General features: G+C 68.2%; 12 protein-coding genes and 1 pseudogene. 7 read left to right on the top strand and 6 right to left on the bottom strand.

The window, feature by feature from the left end; genetic code table 11:
• Position 1: 1 nt before the first annotated feature.
• Positions 2-730 (bottom strand): annotated as a pseudogene (locus EV646_RS33560) (HAD-IC family P-type ATPase); the annotation flags it as partial.
• A gap of 37 nt (positions 731-767) precedes the next feature.
• On the opposite strand from EV646_RS33560, the gene EV646_RS33555 reads away from it, so the two are divergent.
• The gene (locus tag EV646_RS33555) at positions 768-1,082 is read left to right on the top strand and encodes an SOS response-associated peptidase family protein (RefSeq protein WP_132155856.1); all 315 of its coding nucleotides are present in this window, start codon (positions 768-770) and stop codon (positions 1,080-1,082) included.
• A gap of 586 nt (positions 1,083-1,668) precedes the next feature.
• On the opposite strand, the gene EV646_RS33550 is transcribed toward EV646_RS33555, so the two are convergent.
• Positions 1,669-3,039, bottom strand: coding sequence for a dihydrolipoyl dehydrogenase family protein (locus EV646_RS33550; protein ID WP_132155854.1), 1,371 nt, complete (start codon positions 3,037-3,039; stop codon positions 1,669-1,671).
• Entirely contained in the window at positions 3,036-3,653 is a 618-nt protein-coding gene (locus tag EV646_RS33545; protein WP_132155852.1) for a VOC family protein, read from the bottom strand. Before EV646_RS33545 ends, EV646_RS33550 begins: the two co-directional genes overlap by 4 nt.
• A 179-nt stretch (positions 3,654-3,832) precedes the next feature.
• Between EV646_RS33545 and EV646_RS33540 the strand changes: the two genes are divergently transcribed.
• The 4 genes from EV646_RS33540 (at position 3,833) to EV646_RS33525 (ending at position 7,893) form a co-directional block, all read left to right on the top strand.
• Positions 3,833-4,474 carry a muconolactone Delta-isomerase family protein gene (locus EV646_RS33540; protein ID WP_132155850.1) on the top strand — a complete coding sequence of 214 codons (642 nt, stop codon included), beginning with the start codon at positions 3,833-3,835 and terminating at the stop codon, positions 4,472-4,474.
• Positions 4,471-5,997, top strand: a complete 1,527-nt coding sequence (locus tag EV646_RS33535) for an MFS transporter (RefSeq protein WP_158291092.1) — start codon at positions 4,471-4,473, stop codon at positions 5,995-5,997. The genes EV646_RS33540 and EV646_RS33535 overlap by 4 nt, the downstream gene beginning before the upstream one ends.
• 32 nt (positions 5,998-6,029) lie before the next feature.
• Positions 6,030-6,692 carry a Bax inhibitor-1/YccA family protein gene (locus EV646_RS33530; RefSeq protein ID WP_132155846.1) on the top strand — a complete coding sequence of 221 codons (663 nt, stop codon included), beginning with the start codon at positions 6,030-6,032 and terminating at the stop codon, positions 6,690-6,692.
• Positions 6,693-7,131: 439 nt separating this feature from the next.
• The gene (locus tag EV646_RS33525; RefSeq protein ID WP_132155844.1) at positions 7,132-7,893 is read left to right on the top strand and encodes an SDR family oxidoreductase; all 762 of its coding nucleotides are present in this window, start codon (positions 7,132-7,134) and stop codon (positions 7,891-7,893) included.
• 287 nt (positions 7,894-8,180) lie between these two features.
• Here the strand turns inward: EV646_RS33525 and EV646_RS33520 are convergent, their stop codons facing one another.
• Together EV646_RS33520 and EV646_RS40775 are read right to left on the bottom strand one after the other, a co-directional pair.
• Positions 8,181-8,948, bottom strand: a complete 768-nt coding sequence (locus EV646_RS33520; RefSeq protein ID WP_132155842.1) for an SDR family NAD(P)-dependent oxidoreductase — start codon at positions 8,946-8,948, stop codon at positions 8,181-8,183.
• Between the two features lie 41 nt (positions 8,949-8,989).
• On the bottom strand, positions 8,990-9,121 hold the full coding sequence (locus EV646_RS40775; RefSeq protein ID WP_277875151.1) for a hypothetical protein: 132 nt from the start codon (positions 9,119-9,121) through the stop codon (positions 8,990-8,992).
• A 146-nt stretch (positions 9,122-9,267) separates the two neighbouring features.
• On the opposite strand from EV646_RS40775, the gene EV646_RS33515 reads away from it, so the two are divergent.
• On the top strand, positions 9,268-9,450 hold the full coding sequence (locus EV646_RS33515) for a hypothetical protein (protein WP_132155840.1): 183 nt from the start codon (positions 9,268-9,270) through the stop codon (positions 9,448-9,450).
• Positions 9,451-9,603: 153 nt separating this feature from the next.
• On the opposite strand, the gene EV646_RS33510 is transcribed toward EV646_RS33515, so the two are convergent.
• Positions 9,604-12,372, bottom strand: a complete 2,769-nt coding sequence (locus EV646_RS33510; RefSeq protein ID WP_132155838.1) for an AAA family ATPase — start codon at positions 12,370-12,372, stop codon at positions 9,604-9,606.
• Between the two features lie 605 nt (positions 12,373-12,977).
• On the opposite strand from EV646_RS33510, the gene EV646_RS33505 reads away from it, so the two are divergent.
• Positions 12,978-13,373 (top strand): nuclear transport factor 2 family protein, encoded by a 396-nt coding sequence (locus tag EV646_RS33505; protein ID WP_132155836.1) that lies wholly within the window; start codon positions 12,978-12,980, stop codon positions 13,371-13,373.
• Positions 13,374-13,498 lie beyond the last annotated feature (125 nt).

The raw sequence follows: 13,498 nt of genomic DNA, 5'->3' as shown, positions 1-13,498 counted from the left end.
CTCAGTGGTCGCAGATGCAGGGGCCGTCACTGCAGCACGTCGTACTGGCAGAACTCAGGAACAGCATCGTGCGGCCGGCCGGAAGCACCAGCTCCGGGCCCCGGACAGCGGCCGTCCGCACCGCCTGGTGGATAGGCAGGTGGCTGCGCCGGCCGGCGCGGATGCCGTTGGCGATGACCAGAACTTCGGCCAGCTCGTGCGCGGCGACGACCGTGGCCAGTCCGAGTACGCCGGTCGCAGCTAGCGGCACCAAGGCGACCAGGATGCTGCCGGACAGCACGAGGTTCTGGGTGAAGATCCGGCGCGCCGCGCGGGTGTGTGCGATCGCGTCCGGAAGCCGGCGCAGATCCTCGCCCATCAGCGCGACGTCGGCCGCCTCGATGGCAACGTCGCTGCCCATCACACCCATCGCGATACCCGCCTCCGCGGTGGCCAGCGCCGGTGCGTCGTTGATTCCGTCACCGACCATAGCGACTGGGCCGCGCGCCTTCAGTCCGGTGACAATTCGCGCCTTGTCCTCGGGTAGCAGCTCGGCCCGGACGTCGTCGATCCCCGCCTGCGCTGCGATGGCGGCCGCCGTACGCGCGTTGTCGCCGGTCAGCATGACCACCTCGACGCCCTGACGCCGGAGCATCGCGACCGCCTCCGTCGCCTCCGGCCGGATCTCGTCGCGAACAGCAACCGCACCGAGCAGTACGCCGTCCTCCTCGACCAGCACCACCGTCGCACCGGCATGATTGTCGCTGTCGCGTGGCAGGCTGGCCGGTATGTGTGGACGGTACGCATCGGTCGCGAGCCGGTCCGAGCTGCTTGAGCGGTTCGTGGTCGAGGAGCAGAACGCCGACGAGCTGCGCGGCCAGGACTTCAACGTCACGCCGACCAAGGACAACCCGGTCGTCTTGGCCCGGCTTCCCGAGGCCGCAGATGGGGACACCGATCCGGTCCGGGAGCTTCGGGCGTTCCGCTGGGGCTTGCTGCCCTTCTGGGCCAAGGACATCAAGGTCGGCGCGAAGATTCTCTGCACTAGTCAAGCCCGGCTGGTGCGAGTTTGCTTTCACCCGCTGACAGCTCGGCGTGTTTGAACCTGGGAAAAGTCGGTGTGTCGTCACGCGGGAGTCTGGGGACGTTCCGAGCAGAAGCGCGACCAGCGGGTTTCCGGGCCTATGTCCCGGTGAGACGTCCACCGGGGACACAGCGCAACATCGCTCCGGGGCCGAGGCGGCCTTGGTCAAGGGCGCCTGTGGGTTGGCTGATCTGACAGGTGGCCGTGGTCTGGCGGTGTCGCCGCATTGCGGCGGAGATCGTGACGGTCAGCACGCCTCCGATGCCAGCGGATTCTGGTCTCGCACGAACGGGCCGATGGTCCTCCCCGTCGCGGCGAGTCTGACCCGCGCCGCGTTGACTGCGCGGGCGGTCGTTTGGCGCGCGTAGCTCACCGCGCAGACCTGCCAACACCGGCTCAGCTGGCTGTCCAGCCTAGTTCGATCGCGGCTCGGCGGATGACAGTCGTCGGCGGCCTCGGGCGAGGCGAGGAAGGTGCCGAGGGGCGCGGTCATCATGGCCAACACGGCTGACCCGGCGGGGACTACGTCCGGCGCGCTCGGTGGATGTGAACTGGCCGTGCCTTGTTGACCTCGACGGCCGATAGGTGGACATGGTGATGTCGTTCTAGGTGACCGATGTGGCGTCGTATTGCAGCTGCGTGACCTGGTTGTCGATGTCGCGCAGTGCTTGGAGGAATGCCTCGGAGAACGTCGGAAACGGCTGAATCACGTCGAGAAGGACGGCAAGCGGCACATGCGCTCGAATAGCGAGGGTCGCCTGTTGCAGCCACTCGCCGGCCTCGGGGCCGACCGCGTAGGCGCCGGTGATCACGTTTCCGTCCGAGACGACGGTCAGGAAGCCCGGTTGGGTGTCGTAGGAACGTGTGTATGTCGCGGTCCGCGCGACCGCGGACAGTTGCACTGTGCTCAGGAACGGCCCGTCCGCAACGCCGACCGAAGCCGCCTGCGGGTAGCAGTAGACGACTCGCGGCACGGCCTCGTAGTCCGCCGTCCGCGGCCGGCCGAGGATGTTGCCGGCCACCACCCGCCCCTGGTATTCGCCGACGTGGGTGAGCTGCCACAGCCCGGTGACGTCGCCGATCGCCCAGAGCCCGGGACCGGCGGCGAGCCTGTCGTCGACCGCGATTCCCCGTGGGTTCGCGGCAATGCCGACGGTCTCCAGGCCGATGCCGTCCACGCGTGGCCGGCGGCCTGCTGCGACGAGCAGCCGGTCGCCGCGGAGCTGCGATCCGTCGGCGAGATCGATCACGTACTCGGAATCCTCGAGCCGCGCCCGTTCCGCGCCCGTCCCGACACGTACCTCCACCGTGTCGGCTGCGAGCGCGATGGCCACGGCCTCGCCCACCGCCCGCGGCTCACGCGGCAGCAGATGCTCGCCGCGTTCGACGAGGACAACCGCCGCGCCCATCCGCGCCAAAGCCTGGCTCATCTCGACACCGGTGGCCCCGCCACCGAGGACGAGCAGACGCTCAGGTACGTCGGTGAGTCCGGTGACGTCACGGTTGGTCCACACGCCGGGCAAGTCACGCAGTCCAGGCACTGGCGGAATCACCGGGTCGGCGCCGGTAGCGATCACCACGTGGTCTGCGGTGTATGTCCGATCGTCCACCATGACCGTGTGCCGGCCGGCCAGCTGGCCGCGACCGCGGAGCACCTCGATGCCGGCGGCATCGGCCCACGCCACCTGCCCGGCGTCGTCATAACTGGAGACCATGAAGTCGCGGTAGTCCAGCGCGGCACGTGAGTCCAAGGTACCGGTCACCGCTTCTCGGGCGCCCGGTACGTCGCGTGCGGCGGCGAGTGCCTCACCGGGCCGCAGCAGGGTCTTCGACGGGATGCATGCCCAGTAGGAGCACTCGCCACCGAGCAGCTCCCGCTCGACGACGGCAACATGTGCGCCGCCCATGGCCAGCGCCGCGGCGCAGTGTTCTCCCGGCGCTCCGGCGCCGAGGACGATGACGTCGTACTCACTCACGACGGGAGCTCGATCCCGGCCTGCTCGCGCACGATGTAGTCGGCGTACCAGTCCGGCCAGTCGGGGTCCTCCGCGCCGATCCGCGCCTCATGCTCGCCGTGCGCGGCCGCCGCTCGCCGCAGGGCGCTCGCCAGGTCCGGGACCGAGGCGAAGGAAGTGACTGCAGGGTCGATCCGTCCCGGCAGCCGGGTGGTGACCTCCTGCAGGACCCACCCGTTGCCGTCCGGGTCGCTGAACGACAGGAACGAGCCGTAACTGTTCCGTTCCGGGTCCGGGCCAGCGACGCGCCCGTCATCGCCGGCATGGTGAAAGACGCCGCCGACGTCGTGGAACACCTCGCTGGGATCCGCGCCGAGACGCGCCAACTCGTCGTACGCGCCCTCGATGTCACTCACGACAAGGTGCAGGCCCTGCGCGGAGCCCGGCGCCTGCGACGTCACCCCTGTGCCGAAGATGATCGACGTGGGCGAACCGGGCGGGGTCAGCTGCACCACGCGGAACTCCGCGTCGGTTGCGAAGTCCGCGTCCAACCGCCAACCCAACGCCTTGTAGAAGTCCTTGGCCCGGTCGACGTCAGAGACCGGCACCACGACGACCTCAAGCTTCATGTCCATAACTCGCGCTCCCTGCACTCATAGGAATGCCAACGCAACGAGACTCGCCCGTCCGACGGCCCCGTCGAGCCAGGGAATGTCCCTGGCGGCACGTGACCAGGGACCGCCACGGGTGCGAACCCAACACCGGTGGTCCGACTGTTGGGACGTGACATCGAACCTGACTGCGGAGGACGGACATGGAGTACCTCGTCACGATGACCACGCGTGTCCCGGACGGCGTGTCAGAAGCTGACGTAACCGACGTTCGAGCGCGGGAGGCTGCGCACACCGCCGAGCTGGCCGGTCGGGGACGAGTACTGCGGCTGTGGCGCCCGCCGCTGCTGCCTGGGGAGTGGCGCACGCTCGGCTTGTTCGTAGCCGATGGTGCGGCGGACCTCGAGGATGTCCTCGCGTCGATGCCGCTGCGGATCTGGCGGACGGACGAGGTCACCGCACTGGCTTCGCACCCGAACGATCCAGGACGCGACCGGGTGGCGCTCACCCCTGGTGGCACGGAGTTCTTCACCACCTTCGCGGTCACCGTGCCGCCCGAAACGAGCGAAGCCGCCCTCGAGGAGGTTACGGCCCTGGAGGCGCGGCGCGTTCGCGAGCTCTCGGCGCAGGGACATCTGATGCGTCTGTGGCGACTGCCCGGCGACGGCAAGAACCTCGGTCATTGGCAGGTTCACGATGCCGAGCAGCTCCAGGAGCTCCTCGCGTCCTTGCCGATGGCGGACTGGCTCTCCGTCGAGACATGGCCGTTGACAGCACATCCCAACGACCCGCTGGCCACAGGAACCGGCGCCGATCATCGGCTTCGTGGAAGGAGCAGGACATGACACTCAACGGGAAGCCGACAGCATCCGGCCGGACTGATGCGCGGCCCGGATCGGACAGGGGCGACGGGCCGCTGTTCGCGTTGCGCAGCGGGACAGGCATTGCACTCGTCGCCGCCACGGTGCTGGCCTCGATGGTCGGCTTCCTCGACGCGTACATGATCAATGTCGCCGTACCTGCGATCGGCCAGGACCTGCACGCCGGGGTGAGCGAACTGCAGTGGGTGCTGACCGGCTACTTGATCACCGTCGCGTCCTTGCTGTTGCTTGCCGGCGCGCTGGCCGACCACTTCGGGCGACGCCGGGTCCTCATCGTCGGCCTCGTCGTCATGCTCGTCGCGTCGCTGTGCTGCGCGGTCGCTCCAAACGCTGCGGCGCTGATCGCTGCGCGGTTGATCCAAGGCGTGGGCGGGGCACTGGTCGTGCCGAGCAGCCTGGCTCTGCTCAACGGCACGCTGCGAGCCTCCGACCGCGCACGGGCAATCGGTGTGTGGGCCGGACTTTCGACCCTCGGTACGACGCTCGGCCCCTACGGTGGAGGGTGGTTGATCGACCACGCCTCGTGGCGTTATGTGTTCTTGCTGAACCTCCCGCTGATAGCGGCAGCATGCTGGGTACTGCGCGCCGTACCCGAGGTGAACAGCTCGCGTCGGCCGCTGTCGGTCGACCTGCCCGGTGGCCTGCTCACCGTGCTCGGGCTTGGTGGCGTGATCTACGCCCTGACCGCAGGCCCAGCGTCCGGGTGGGGCGACCCCCTGGTCCTGGCCTCCGGCGCCGTCGGCGTCGTCTGCCTGGCCGCGCTTGTTCCGGTCGAGCAGCGCCGACCCACGCCCATGCTGCAGACGTCACTGTTCCGAATCCGGCAATTCGTTGCCATCAACGCGGCAACCGTCCTGTTCTACGGCGCGCTCGCCGCCGCCAGCTACCTGGTCGTCCTGCAATGTCAACTGCGGCTCGGCTACAGCGCCACCGAGGCCGGAGCAGCGCTCATCCCCGAGTCGGCCGTCTTCCTGATCGTCTCCCCTCTCATCGGTGGCCTCGTCGCACGCGTCGGCACACGCTGCCCAATGGCGGCTGGCATCCTGCTCGTGGCCGGGGGATTCTGCTGGCTGTCGAAGGCACAGCCTGGCGACCCCTACGCCGCAGCGATCCTGCCCGGCGCGATCCTGTGGGGTCTCGGCATCGGCCTGACCGTTGCGCCACTCACTGCGGGCGTACTCGCCGCCGTCGATGATTCCGAACTCGGCGAGGCGTCGGCGATCAACGATGCCGCATCTCGGGTCGGGGGCGTGATCATGATCGCGCTCGTTCCCGCCTTGCTCGGCGCGGGCACCTCGCACGACCTCGTTCGGCCGCTTGCGGCCAACTATCAGGCAGCGATGCTCGTCATGGCCGCCCTGAGCGTCTCCGCCGCCGTCATCACGACGCTGTTCGTCTCGCGCGGCCGCACCCCGGTCCGGAAGCTACCGGCGGCGGCTCCTCGGATCCACGGCTGTGCCGTGCCCACACCCACCACAGCCGCCTGACCCTCGAAAGCACCGTGGAAAGGAATCGGACCATGAGCGATTCACTCGCATATCCACCGGCCGGGGTGACAGCGCACGACCGGACGCGCACCCTGTTCGCGCAGACCATGCAATACGTCGCCGTCACCGCCGGACTGTTCGCACTCGGCGCCTACCTCGGCCGCGACCTCCGGGGCGGCCTGGGCATCGTCGCGTTCCTCGCGGCCTTCGGCTGCCTGATCGGCATGCAGTTCAGCAGCCAGAAGTCCGTTGAACTGACCGTCGGTCTGCTCGGCGGCTTCGGCCTGCTGATGGGACTGGCCGCCGCACCGACGCTCGCGTACTACGCGAGTACGAACCCGCAGGTGCTTTGGCAGGCGAGCGGCGCGACCGCGCTGTTCATCGCAGGATTCGGTACCGCCGGCTACGCGACCCGGCGGGACCTGTCGGTCCTCGGTCGAGTCGGCTCCTGGGCTCTCATCGCTCTGATCGGATTCGGCGTCGTGTTGATCTTCGTGCGCATCCCGAACGGTGCGCTGATCTACTCCATCCTCGGCCTGGTGATCTACGCCGGCCTCACACTGTTCGATTTCCAGCGTTTACGACGATCCTCGGACACGGACTCGGCGCCGCTGCTGGCCGCGTCGATCTTCCTCGACATCCTGAACGTCTTCCTCTTCTTCCTGCAGATCTTCTCCCGTCCGGACGGGAACTGACGGGGCCCCGACCAGGGCCACAACTCGGACCGATCTGAGCGCCGGTAGGGACGAGCCATGGAATGGTTTCTGAGTGGCATGTACTGGGCTGCTTTGAATACCTCGTACACCTTCCCTGATCCAGGGTGTACTACGCCGGCCGCGTCGCCGACCGACCTCGACCTGTGGCTGATCCGGCTTGTGTACGCGGCGCCCGTAGCGCAAGCACACTGCCTCAACTGCGGCGCCCGACTCGATCGTCGGCTGCGCCTCGCCACGCAGTACAGCGGCCGGTCGCCGTACTGGCGCGTGTCGGTGACCACCCGCTGCTACGGGTGGCGACGACATCGTCATATCGCTGTGGTCACCGAATCATCCAGCGGTCTCCAACTCGAGCCGCTCCGCAGTCATTCATAGGACCACGCGTCCATGGCCCTCGCCGCAGAAGAAGGGAAACACCATGCCCGAGGCAACTGTCCTCACCTCACAGCAGTCCGAAGAGAGCCTTGCCGGTCAAGCTGTCGTCGTCATCGGCGGAAGCTCCGGTATTGGGCTGGAAACGGCCCGGCAAGCTCGCTCGGCTGGTGCGCGGCTCATCATCACCGGTCGCAACCGCGAACGGCTCGATCGGGCCGCCGAGCAAATCGCCGTGCTGAGTGCGGCCATGCTGGACCTGAGCGACCCGGCCGGACTCGAGCAGTTCTTCACCAACCTGCCGGCGCAGGTCGACCATGTACTGGTGAGCGGCGGCGGCCCGTTCTACTCGCCGATCGCCGACCTGGACTTCGACCGGGCGCTCCGAGTGCTCGACGAACATCTGCTCGGCTCGCTGCGCATCGCGCGCGCGTGCGCCACGCGCGTTCGTCCCGGTGGTTCGCTGACCTTCATCACCGGCACGCACGCGCGTCGTCCTGGTGTCGGGCTCAGCATCGCCGCCATCGCTGCTGCGGCGCTGCCCGTCATCACCGCGAACGTCGCCGTCGAACTTGCGCCGATCCGGGCCAACGCGATCGCAGCCGGATTCGTCGACACACCGCTGTCGGCGCGCATCCTCGGCGATGAGCTCGACAATCGCCGCGAGGAGCTCCGCGCCACGCTGCCCATCCGGCGCGTGGTCGGTCCCGCCGACATTGCAGCGCTCGCCATTCACCTGATGGTCAACACTGCCGTGACTGGCGCGACGTATGACGTCGACGGCGGGCAACAACTCATCCCTGGATAGGCGGCGGGCTGCTAATCCGAGACGGATTCGTGAGCCGCACCTGGCAAGGCGTCCCAGAGCTGCCCGCGCGAGCTGATCGAAAGTTGTCGAAGACCTTGCGGAGGTGCCACTCGACCGTGCGCGGGCTCGAGAACAGCGCCGGGTACCTCTGGGTTCGACAAGCCGTCACGCACCAGCAGCGCGATCTGCCGCTCCTGCGGCGTTGCCCCTCTCGTCCCACGACGGCGTCGTGGCGCCGGCGCCGTCAGCCCGGATCTCGGCTGGTGGCTGTGGGGGTCATCCGACCGCTACCAGGTCTGGTCAACGGCGCGGACGAGGATCCCGTTGACGGCCACCCGCCGCTCTCGCGTGACGACATAGGCGATCGCGTCCGCGATGTCCTCCGGCCGCAGTGGCTCGATGCCATTCACCAGCTGAAGCACAGTGTCCCGCGCGGCGTCCCCGAGCTGGTTGACGAGTTCAGTGCTCACCGTGCCAGGCTCGACCACGCTCACTCGCACCCGCTCCACCAGCAACTCCTGACGCAGCGCTTCGGTGAACCCATTCAGACCGAACTTCGTCAGGGTAAAGACGCTGCTGGCCGGCCGGGCCACCCGGCCGGCGGTAGAGCCCACGTTGACGATGTCGGACACGCCACGTGGCGAGGTCGCGGCAGCATCGATCAAGTACGGCACGGCCGCATGCGTGACATGGAGGAGCGCATCGACGTTGAGGGCGATCATCCGATCCCAGTCCTCGAGCGTGGCGTGCAGCGCGGTGCCGAGGACCATGATGCCGGCGTTGTTGACCAGGACGTCCAGCCGGCCGAATCGGTCCAGGGTCACCTGGATCGCCTCGGCCGCGCGGTCGGGATCAGTAATGTCGGCCTCGATGACAAGTGCGGTCCCGCCCGCCGCGGCGACGTCGTCAGCGAGTCCGTCCAGGCGCTGGCGCCGGCGGCCGACCACGCCGACCGCCGCCCCTTCTTGGGCGAGCCGGAGTGCTGTCGCCGCACCGATTCCGCTGCTCGCCCCCGTCACGAGTGCCACCGCACCGGTCAATGCGTTGCCCGTCATGTTCGCTCGCTCGACGAGTCGTCGTCGCTCACGGTGGCAGCTCAGTACCGGCCTGTTCGCGCACCATGCATTCCGCGTACCACGCTGACCTGGATCGTCCTGCGCATCCGCAAAGTCGGCCACGCCGGGTCGTTCGAGACGGGAACCACGACGACCTCGAGCTTCATGTCCATGATGTGCGCTCCTTGCGCTCGTGCTGATGCCACACGACCACGCTGGCGCGTCTGCCGCCCAGTCGAGCCAGGGACAGTCACTGGCATCGCGGCACCAGGGACACGCCTCGGCCGCGAACGAGGCCTACGCGACCGAATCATTAGCCATGCCATCAAGGACCGTCCGCACGGCCCATCGCGCCAATAAGGAGCTCAACCTCCCTCTCGTCGTCGCGGCCTCCCTGGTACTGCTCCGTGTGCCCGAGATCCGGTCGCCGCGGCCGCTGTCGCTCGACGTCGTCGGCGGCCTCCTGCCGTCCTCGGTCTCGGCGGCCTCATCTACGCCCTGACCAAAGGTCCCGCGAACGGGTGGGACGACGCCTCGGTGCTCGCGTCTGGGCTCGTCGGCGTCGCGTGCCTTGCCTCACTGGCTCCGGTCGAGCAGCGACGACCTAGACCCATGCTTAGGACTGCCTTGTTCCGGTCGCGACAGTTCGACGGCATCACCCCGGCGTGGGTGCCCGATCGGAGCCCTCCAGCGCATCGCGCAGATGCCTGCGCGAGGTGATCGAGAGCTTGGCGAAGACCTTGCGCAGATGCCACTCGACCGTGCGCGGACTGAGGAAGAGGCGTGCACCGACCTCTGGGTTCGACAGGCCGTCGCGCACCAACAGCGCGATCTGCAGCTCCTGCGGCGTCAACTCATCACTCGCCGACGCCCCGGCGGTCCGCTTGCGCACCGTTTCCCCCGTCGCCATGAGCTCACGGCGCGCACGCTCCGCGAAGGCCTCCATGCCGATGGAGACGAACATGTCGTACGCACTGCGAAGTTGCGCTCGCGCCTCGACGCGCCGACCTTGCCGTCGCAACCACTCGCCGTAGAGCAGATGGGCGCGGGCCAACTCGGGCCGCATCTGCGTCCTCCCGAGCAGCTCGATCGCGTCGCAATACAGGCCGTCGGTCTCGGTTCCGCTACTGACCAGGGCGCGTGACCGGGCCTCGATTCCCAGTGCCCAATCGGTGCCAGCAGGAGCTGTAATCGCGGTGAGCCGCTCAAGAGCTTCTCGCGCGAGCGCCGAATCTCCGCCCCGCTCGGCGGCTTCGATCAGCTCCGGGAGAGCCCACGCCGAGACCCACGGCTCGTAGGTGTTGGCGGTGGCCTCCCGAGCCGCCGAAGCAGCCTCCTCGTACCTGGCCAAGCCGTTGTAAAGCACCGCGGCCGCCCACAGCGCAGTGGTGACCCCATGCCTTTGCCCTGCAGCACCGGCTTGGTCGATCGTGCTCACGATCAGCGCGGCGCCTTCGGCTTCCCGACCCCGTAGAGCTTCGAGCCACAAAGCAGGGTAGGGCGCGATGGGACTGCTAGTGGCCGCTGCCGCCGCGTCGGCCTCGGCGATCAGCGCGGCGGCACCCGCGAAGTCGCCCATCCCCAGGAGCGTCACGGCCAACGTCGTGATGTGGATAGGCAGCTGTCCCAGAGCGCCGGCATCCCGGACGATCTGGACCTGCCTCGTGTAGGTCGCGAGCATCGCTTCGTGATCCCACACGGCGGCGCCTGCTCCCGCAGCCACCCAGCCCCACCGCAGCACGTCCTCCACCGGTAGCTGGGCGACCGCCGTGGCGGCGCGCTGCAGCGTCGGAGTGGCAGCGGCGCGTCCGCTGGCGGTCAGCCGGGCATAGCCGTCGAGAACCAGGTCGATGGGACGTGGAACCTCCGCCGGCGGCAAGGCCCGGACAGCATCACAGATCTGCACGATGACCTCACCTTGACCGGCGAAGATCGCCGCGCCCCAGGCCATCAGGTACGTCTCTCGGGCGAGCTTCATATCAAACGGTTCCAGGCGGGTGGCTGCCATCAACAGCAGCGGCGCAGCATCGCCGCCGAGGCCCGAGGAGAACGCGATCTGACCGCGCAGGAGAAGGGCTCGCGCGCCCTGAAATTCGTCCTGTTCGTCCCGTTCGGCAACCTCCGCGAACCGTCGCGCGGCATCGAAGTCACCGGCCTGGAGGCTCGCGCCAGCGGCAGCCAGGGCGCGATCAGCCCGCCGCGAGGCGTCGGCCGTGAGAATCAAGGACCGCTGAAGGAACGCAGCAGCGGCGGCCAGGCCCCCGGTTGCCTGGGCGCGCTCGGCGGACCGCTCCAGTTCGACGGCGACCGCCTCGTCCGGCCCATCCGCGGCCGAGGCCAGGTGCCAAGCCCGGCGATCCGGGTCGAGGCGCTCGTCGGTGACCTCTGCCAACGCCAGGTGCGCCGCCCGGCGATCTTCCGCAGTCGCTGCCCGGTACACGGCCGACCGCACCAGCGGGTGACGGAACGTGACGCGTTCGTCGATCGACAGCAGGCCGTCGGTCCCGCTCGCGACGGCGGCATCCGGCATCACACCGAGCCGTTCAGCGGCCTGCCACATCAAGGCCGGGTCGCCGACGGGCTCCGCGGCCGCGACCAGCAGCAGCAGCTGAGATTCCTCGGACAGCTCCTCGATCCGGTTCAGGAAGCTCTGCTCGATCCGGTCCGGCAGCGCGCTGGCGTGCAGCAGGCCGAAGCCGCCCGCCATCTGGGTCATGCTCCTCCCGCGAGGAAGCTCGAGCAAGGCCAGCGGATTGCCTTTGGTCTCGGCGACGATCCGGTCACGGATGCGTCGATCGAGCCGCGTATGAGTGACCGAGTCCAACAGGGCGCGGGCATCCACCTCGCGCAGCCCTGAAACTTCAAGCTCGGGTAGTCCGAGCAGCTCCTGAACCGGCTGACGGGCACCGAAGACGAGCAGGATCGACTCCGCCAGCAGCCGACGCGCGACGAACCCCAAGACCTGAGCCGACGCCCGGTCCAACCAATGCGCGTCGTCGACCACGCAGAGCAGCGGACGCTCCTCCGACACGTTCGACAGCAGGCTCAACACCGCGAGCGCGACCAGGAAACGATCCGGAGGCGCGCCAGCCCGAACCCCGAAAGCCGTCTCGAGGGCAACGCGCTGCGGGGCAGGAACGTCCGTTAGCCGATCGAGCAACGGTGCACAGAGCTGATGCAGCGCAGCGAAAGCCAGTTCCATCTCGGACTCGACGCCAAGTGCCCGCAACGTGCGCATGCCGTCAGCCGAGGTCACCGCGAAGTCGAGGAGCGCAGACTTCCCGACCCCGGCGTCGCCTCGCAACACCAGTACCCGGCTCTCACCCGAGCGGGCCGCGACCAGCATCTGGCCGAGCTGCGCGCACTCCGTCGCCCGCCCGTGCAGATTCTTCCCGGGGCTGCTCCCGACCGGCCCGACCGGCATCCGCCCTCCGTCCCACGCGGTGAACCGGGGCGACGAAACTGCCGACAACAGGGCGATTCCACGGATCGCGTTGCAGTTGCCCATCGTAGAGCGGCGCAGCCGAGTTTACGAGAGGTCGGTCGGCCCATGGCTTAGCACCGGCATTGAGCAGGGTCAGGCGGGAACCTGCTGTCCGGCACCTCCACCCAGCGCGCAGGCCCGCTGGACCTCCTCCGGCGACCACCCCGTGCATTGCACTGGCTTCGCGTCAGGGCCGGGTTCGTCCGACTGGGACCGACGAGCGCGATGAGCAATATGTCCTCGGCACTCGCGTCGATGGCGTGAAGGAAGAAGGGGTGGTCGGGCGCCGGCGGCACGGACCGGGGTGTTGCCCAGGGTCTTGCCCGGGCGCGACCGGGCGCCCCACACGCGAGGCTGATCGACAACCGCCGAGGAGATCAGGATGACATCGGAAGAGGCCGCCTTGGACCAGCGATCGACCACAGTGTCGCTTGGGACGACACGCGTCGAGCCGGCGGCGTCGGGCGGCTGGCCTGCTGTCGACAGCAGCGAGGCACTCGAAGAGGTAGCCAGCCGCTCTCCCCGCATACAGAACGGAGAACGCAATGGGTTCGCCAAGGACAGTAGTCGAGAAACACTGGCAGGCATCGGAAAGCGGTAATACCGAAGCCGAACACGCTATCTACGCCGAGGACGCGATCCTCGACTACCCCCAATCAGGTGAACGTTTCCGAGGCCGCACGACGATTGCGGCGCAACGTGGCGGCCATCCCGCTGATCGGCACTTCACGGTGCTGCGGATCGTTGGCAGTGAAGATCTGTGGGTGAGCGAGTGCATGATCACGTACGACGACGCGCCAACCTACTCGATCTCCATCATGGAGTTTGCTCACGAGAAGGTGGTGCACGAGACGCAGTACTTCGCGGACTCGTTCCGAGCACCTACATGGCGGACAGCACTCGCGGAGCCGATGCCGAACCGGCACATCGACAGAGCGTGATCCACTGAGCGATCCGTGGCGTGACTCTCCGCTCGGCGACCCACGCTCGCACTCGATCCGTCCGCGGCGAGGTTGCATCGTAAAGAATCGGTTCGCGCGTGCCTTGGACGTGCCCAGAGTAACCG

It is taken from the genome of Kribbella antiqua (assembly GCF_004345665.1).
Classification (GTDB): Bacteria; Actinomycetota; Actinomycetes; order Propionibacteriales; family Kribbellaceae; genus Kribbella; species Kribbella antiqua.
The sequence above is the reverse complement of the archived record's forward strand: the minus strand, read 5'-3'. Positions and strand labels throughout refer to the sequence as shown.

What these genes read in the sequence shown, in the direction of transcription:
- EV646_RS33555 (WP_132155856.1), top strand. Translation starts at nt 768, where the DNA reads ATGTGTGGACGGTACGCATCGGTCGCGAGCCGGTCCGAGCTGCTTGAG.
- EV646_RS33545 (WP_132155852.1), bottom strand. Translation starts at nt 3,653, where the DNA reads ATGGACATGAAGCTTGAGGTCGTCGTGGTGCCGGTCTCTGACGTCGAC.
- EV646_RS33540 (WP_132155850.1), top strand. Translation starts at nt 3,833, where the DNA reads ATGGAGTACCTCGTCACGATGACCACGCGTGTCCCGGACGGCGTGTCA.
- EV646_RS33535 (WP_158291092.1), top strand. Translation starts at nt 4,471, where the DNA reads ATGACACTCAACGGGAAGCCGACAGCATCCGGCCGGACTGATGCGCGG.
- EV646_RS33530 (WP_132155846.1), top strand. Translation starts at nt 6,030, where the DNA reads ATGAGCGATTCACTCGCATATCCACCGGCCGGGGTGACAGCGCACGAC.
- EV646_RS33525 (WP_132155844.1), top strand. Translation starts at nt 7,132, where the DNA reads ATGCCCGAGGCAACTGTCCTCACCTCACAGCAGTCCGAAGAGAGCCTT.
- EV646_RS33520 (WP_132155842.1), bottom strand. Translation starts at nt 8,948, where the DNA reads ATGACGGGCAACGCATTGACCGGTGCGGTGGCACTCGTGACGGGGGCG.
- EV646_RS40775 (WP_277875151.1), bottom strand. Translation starts at nt 9,121, where the DNA reads ATGGACATGAAGCTCGAGGTCGTCGTGGTTCCCGTCTCGAACGACCCG.
- EV646_RS33515 (WP_132155840.1), top strand. Translation starts at nt 9,268, where the DNA reads ATGCCATCAAGGACCGTCCGCACGGCCCATCGCGCCAATAAGGAGCTC.
- EV646_RS33510 (WP_132155838.1), bottom strand. Translation starts at nt 12,372, where the DNA reads ATGCCGGTCGGGCCGGTCGGGAGCAGCCCCGGGAAGAATCTGCACGGG.
- EV646_RS33505 (WP_132155836.1), top strand. Translation starts at nt 12,978, where the DNA reads ATGGGTTCGCCAAGGACAGTAGTCGAGAAACACTGGCAGGCATCGGAA.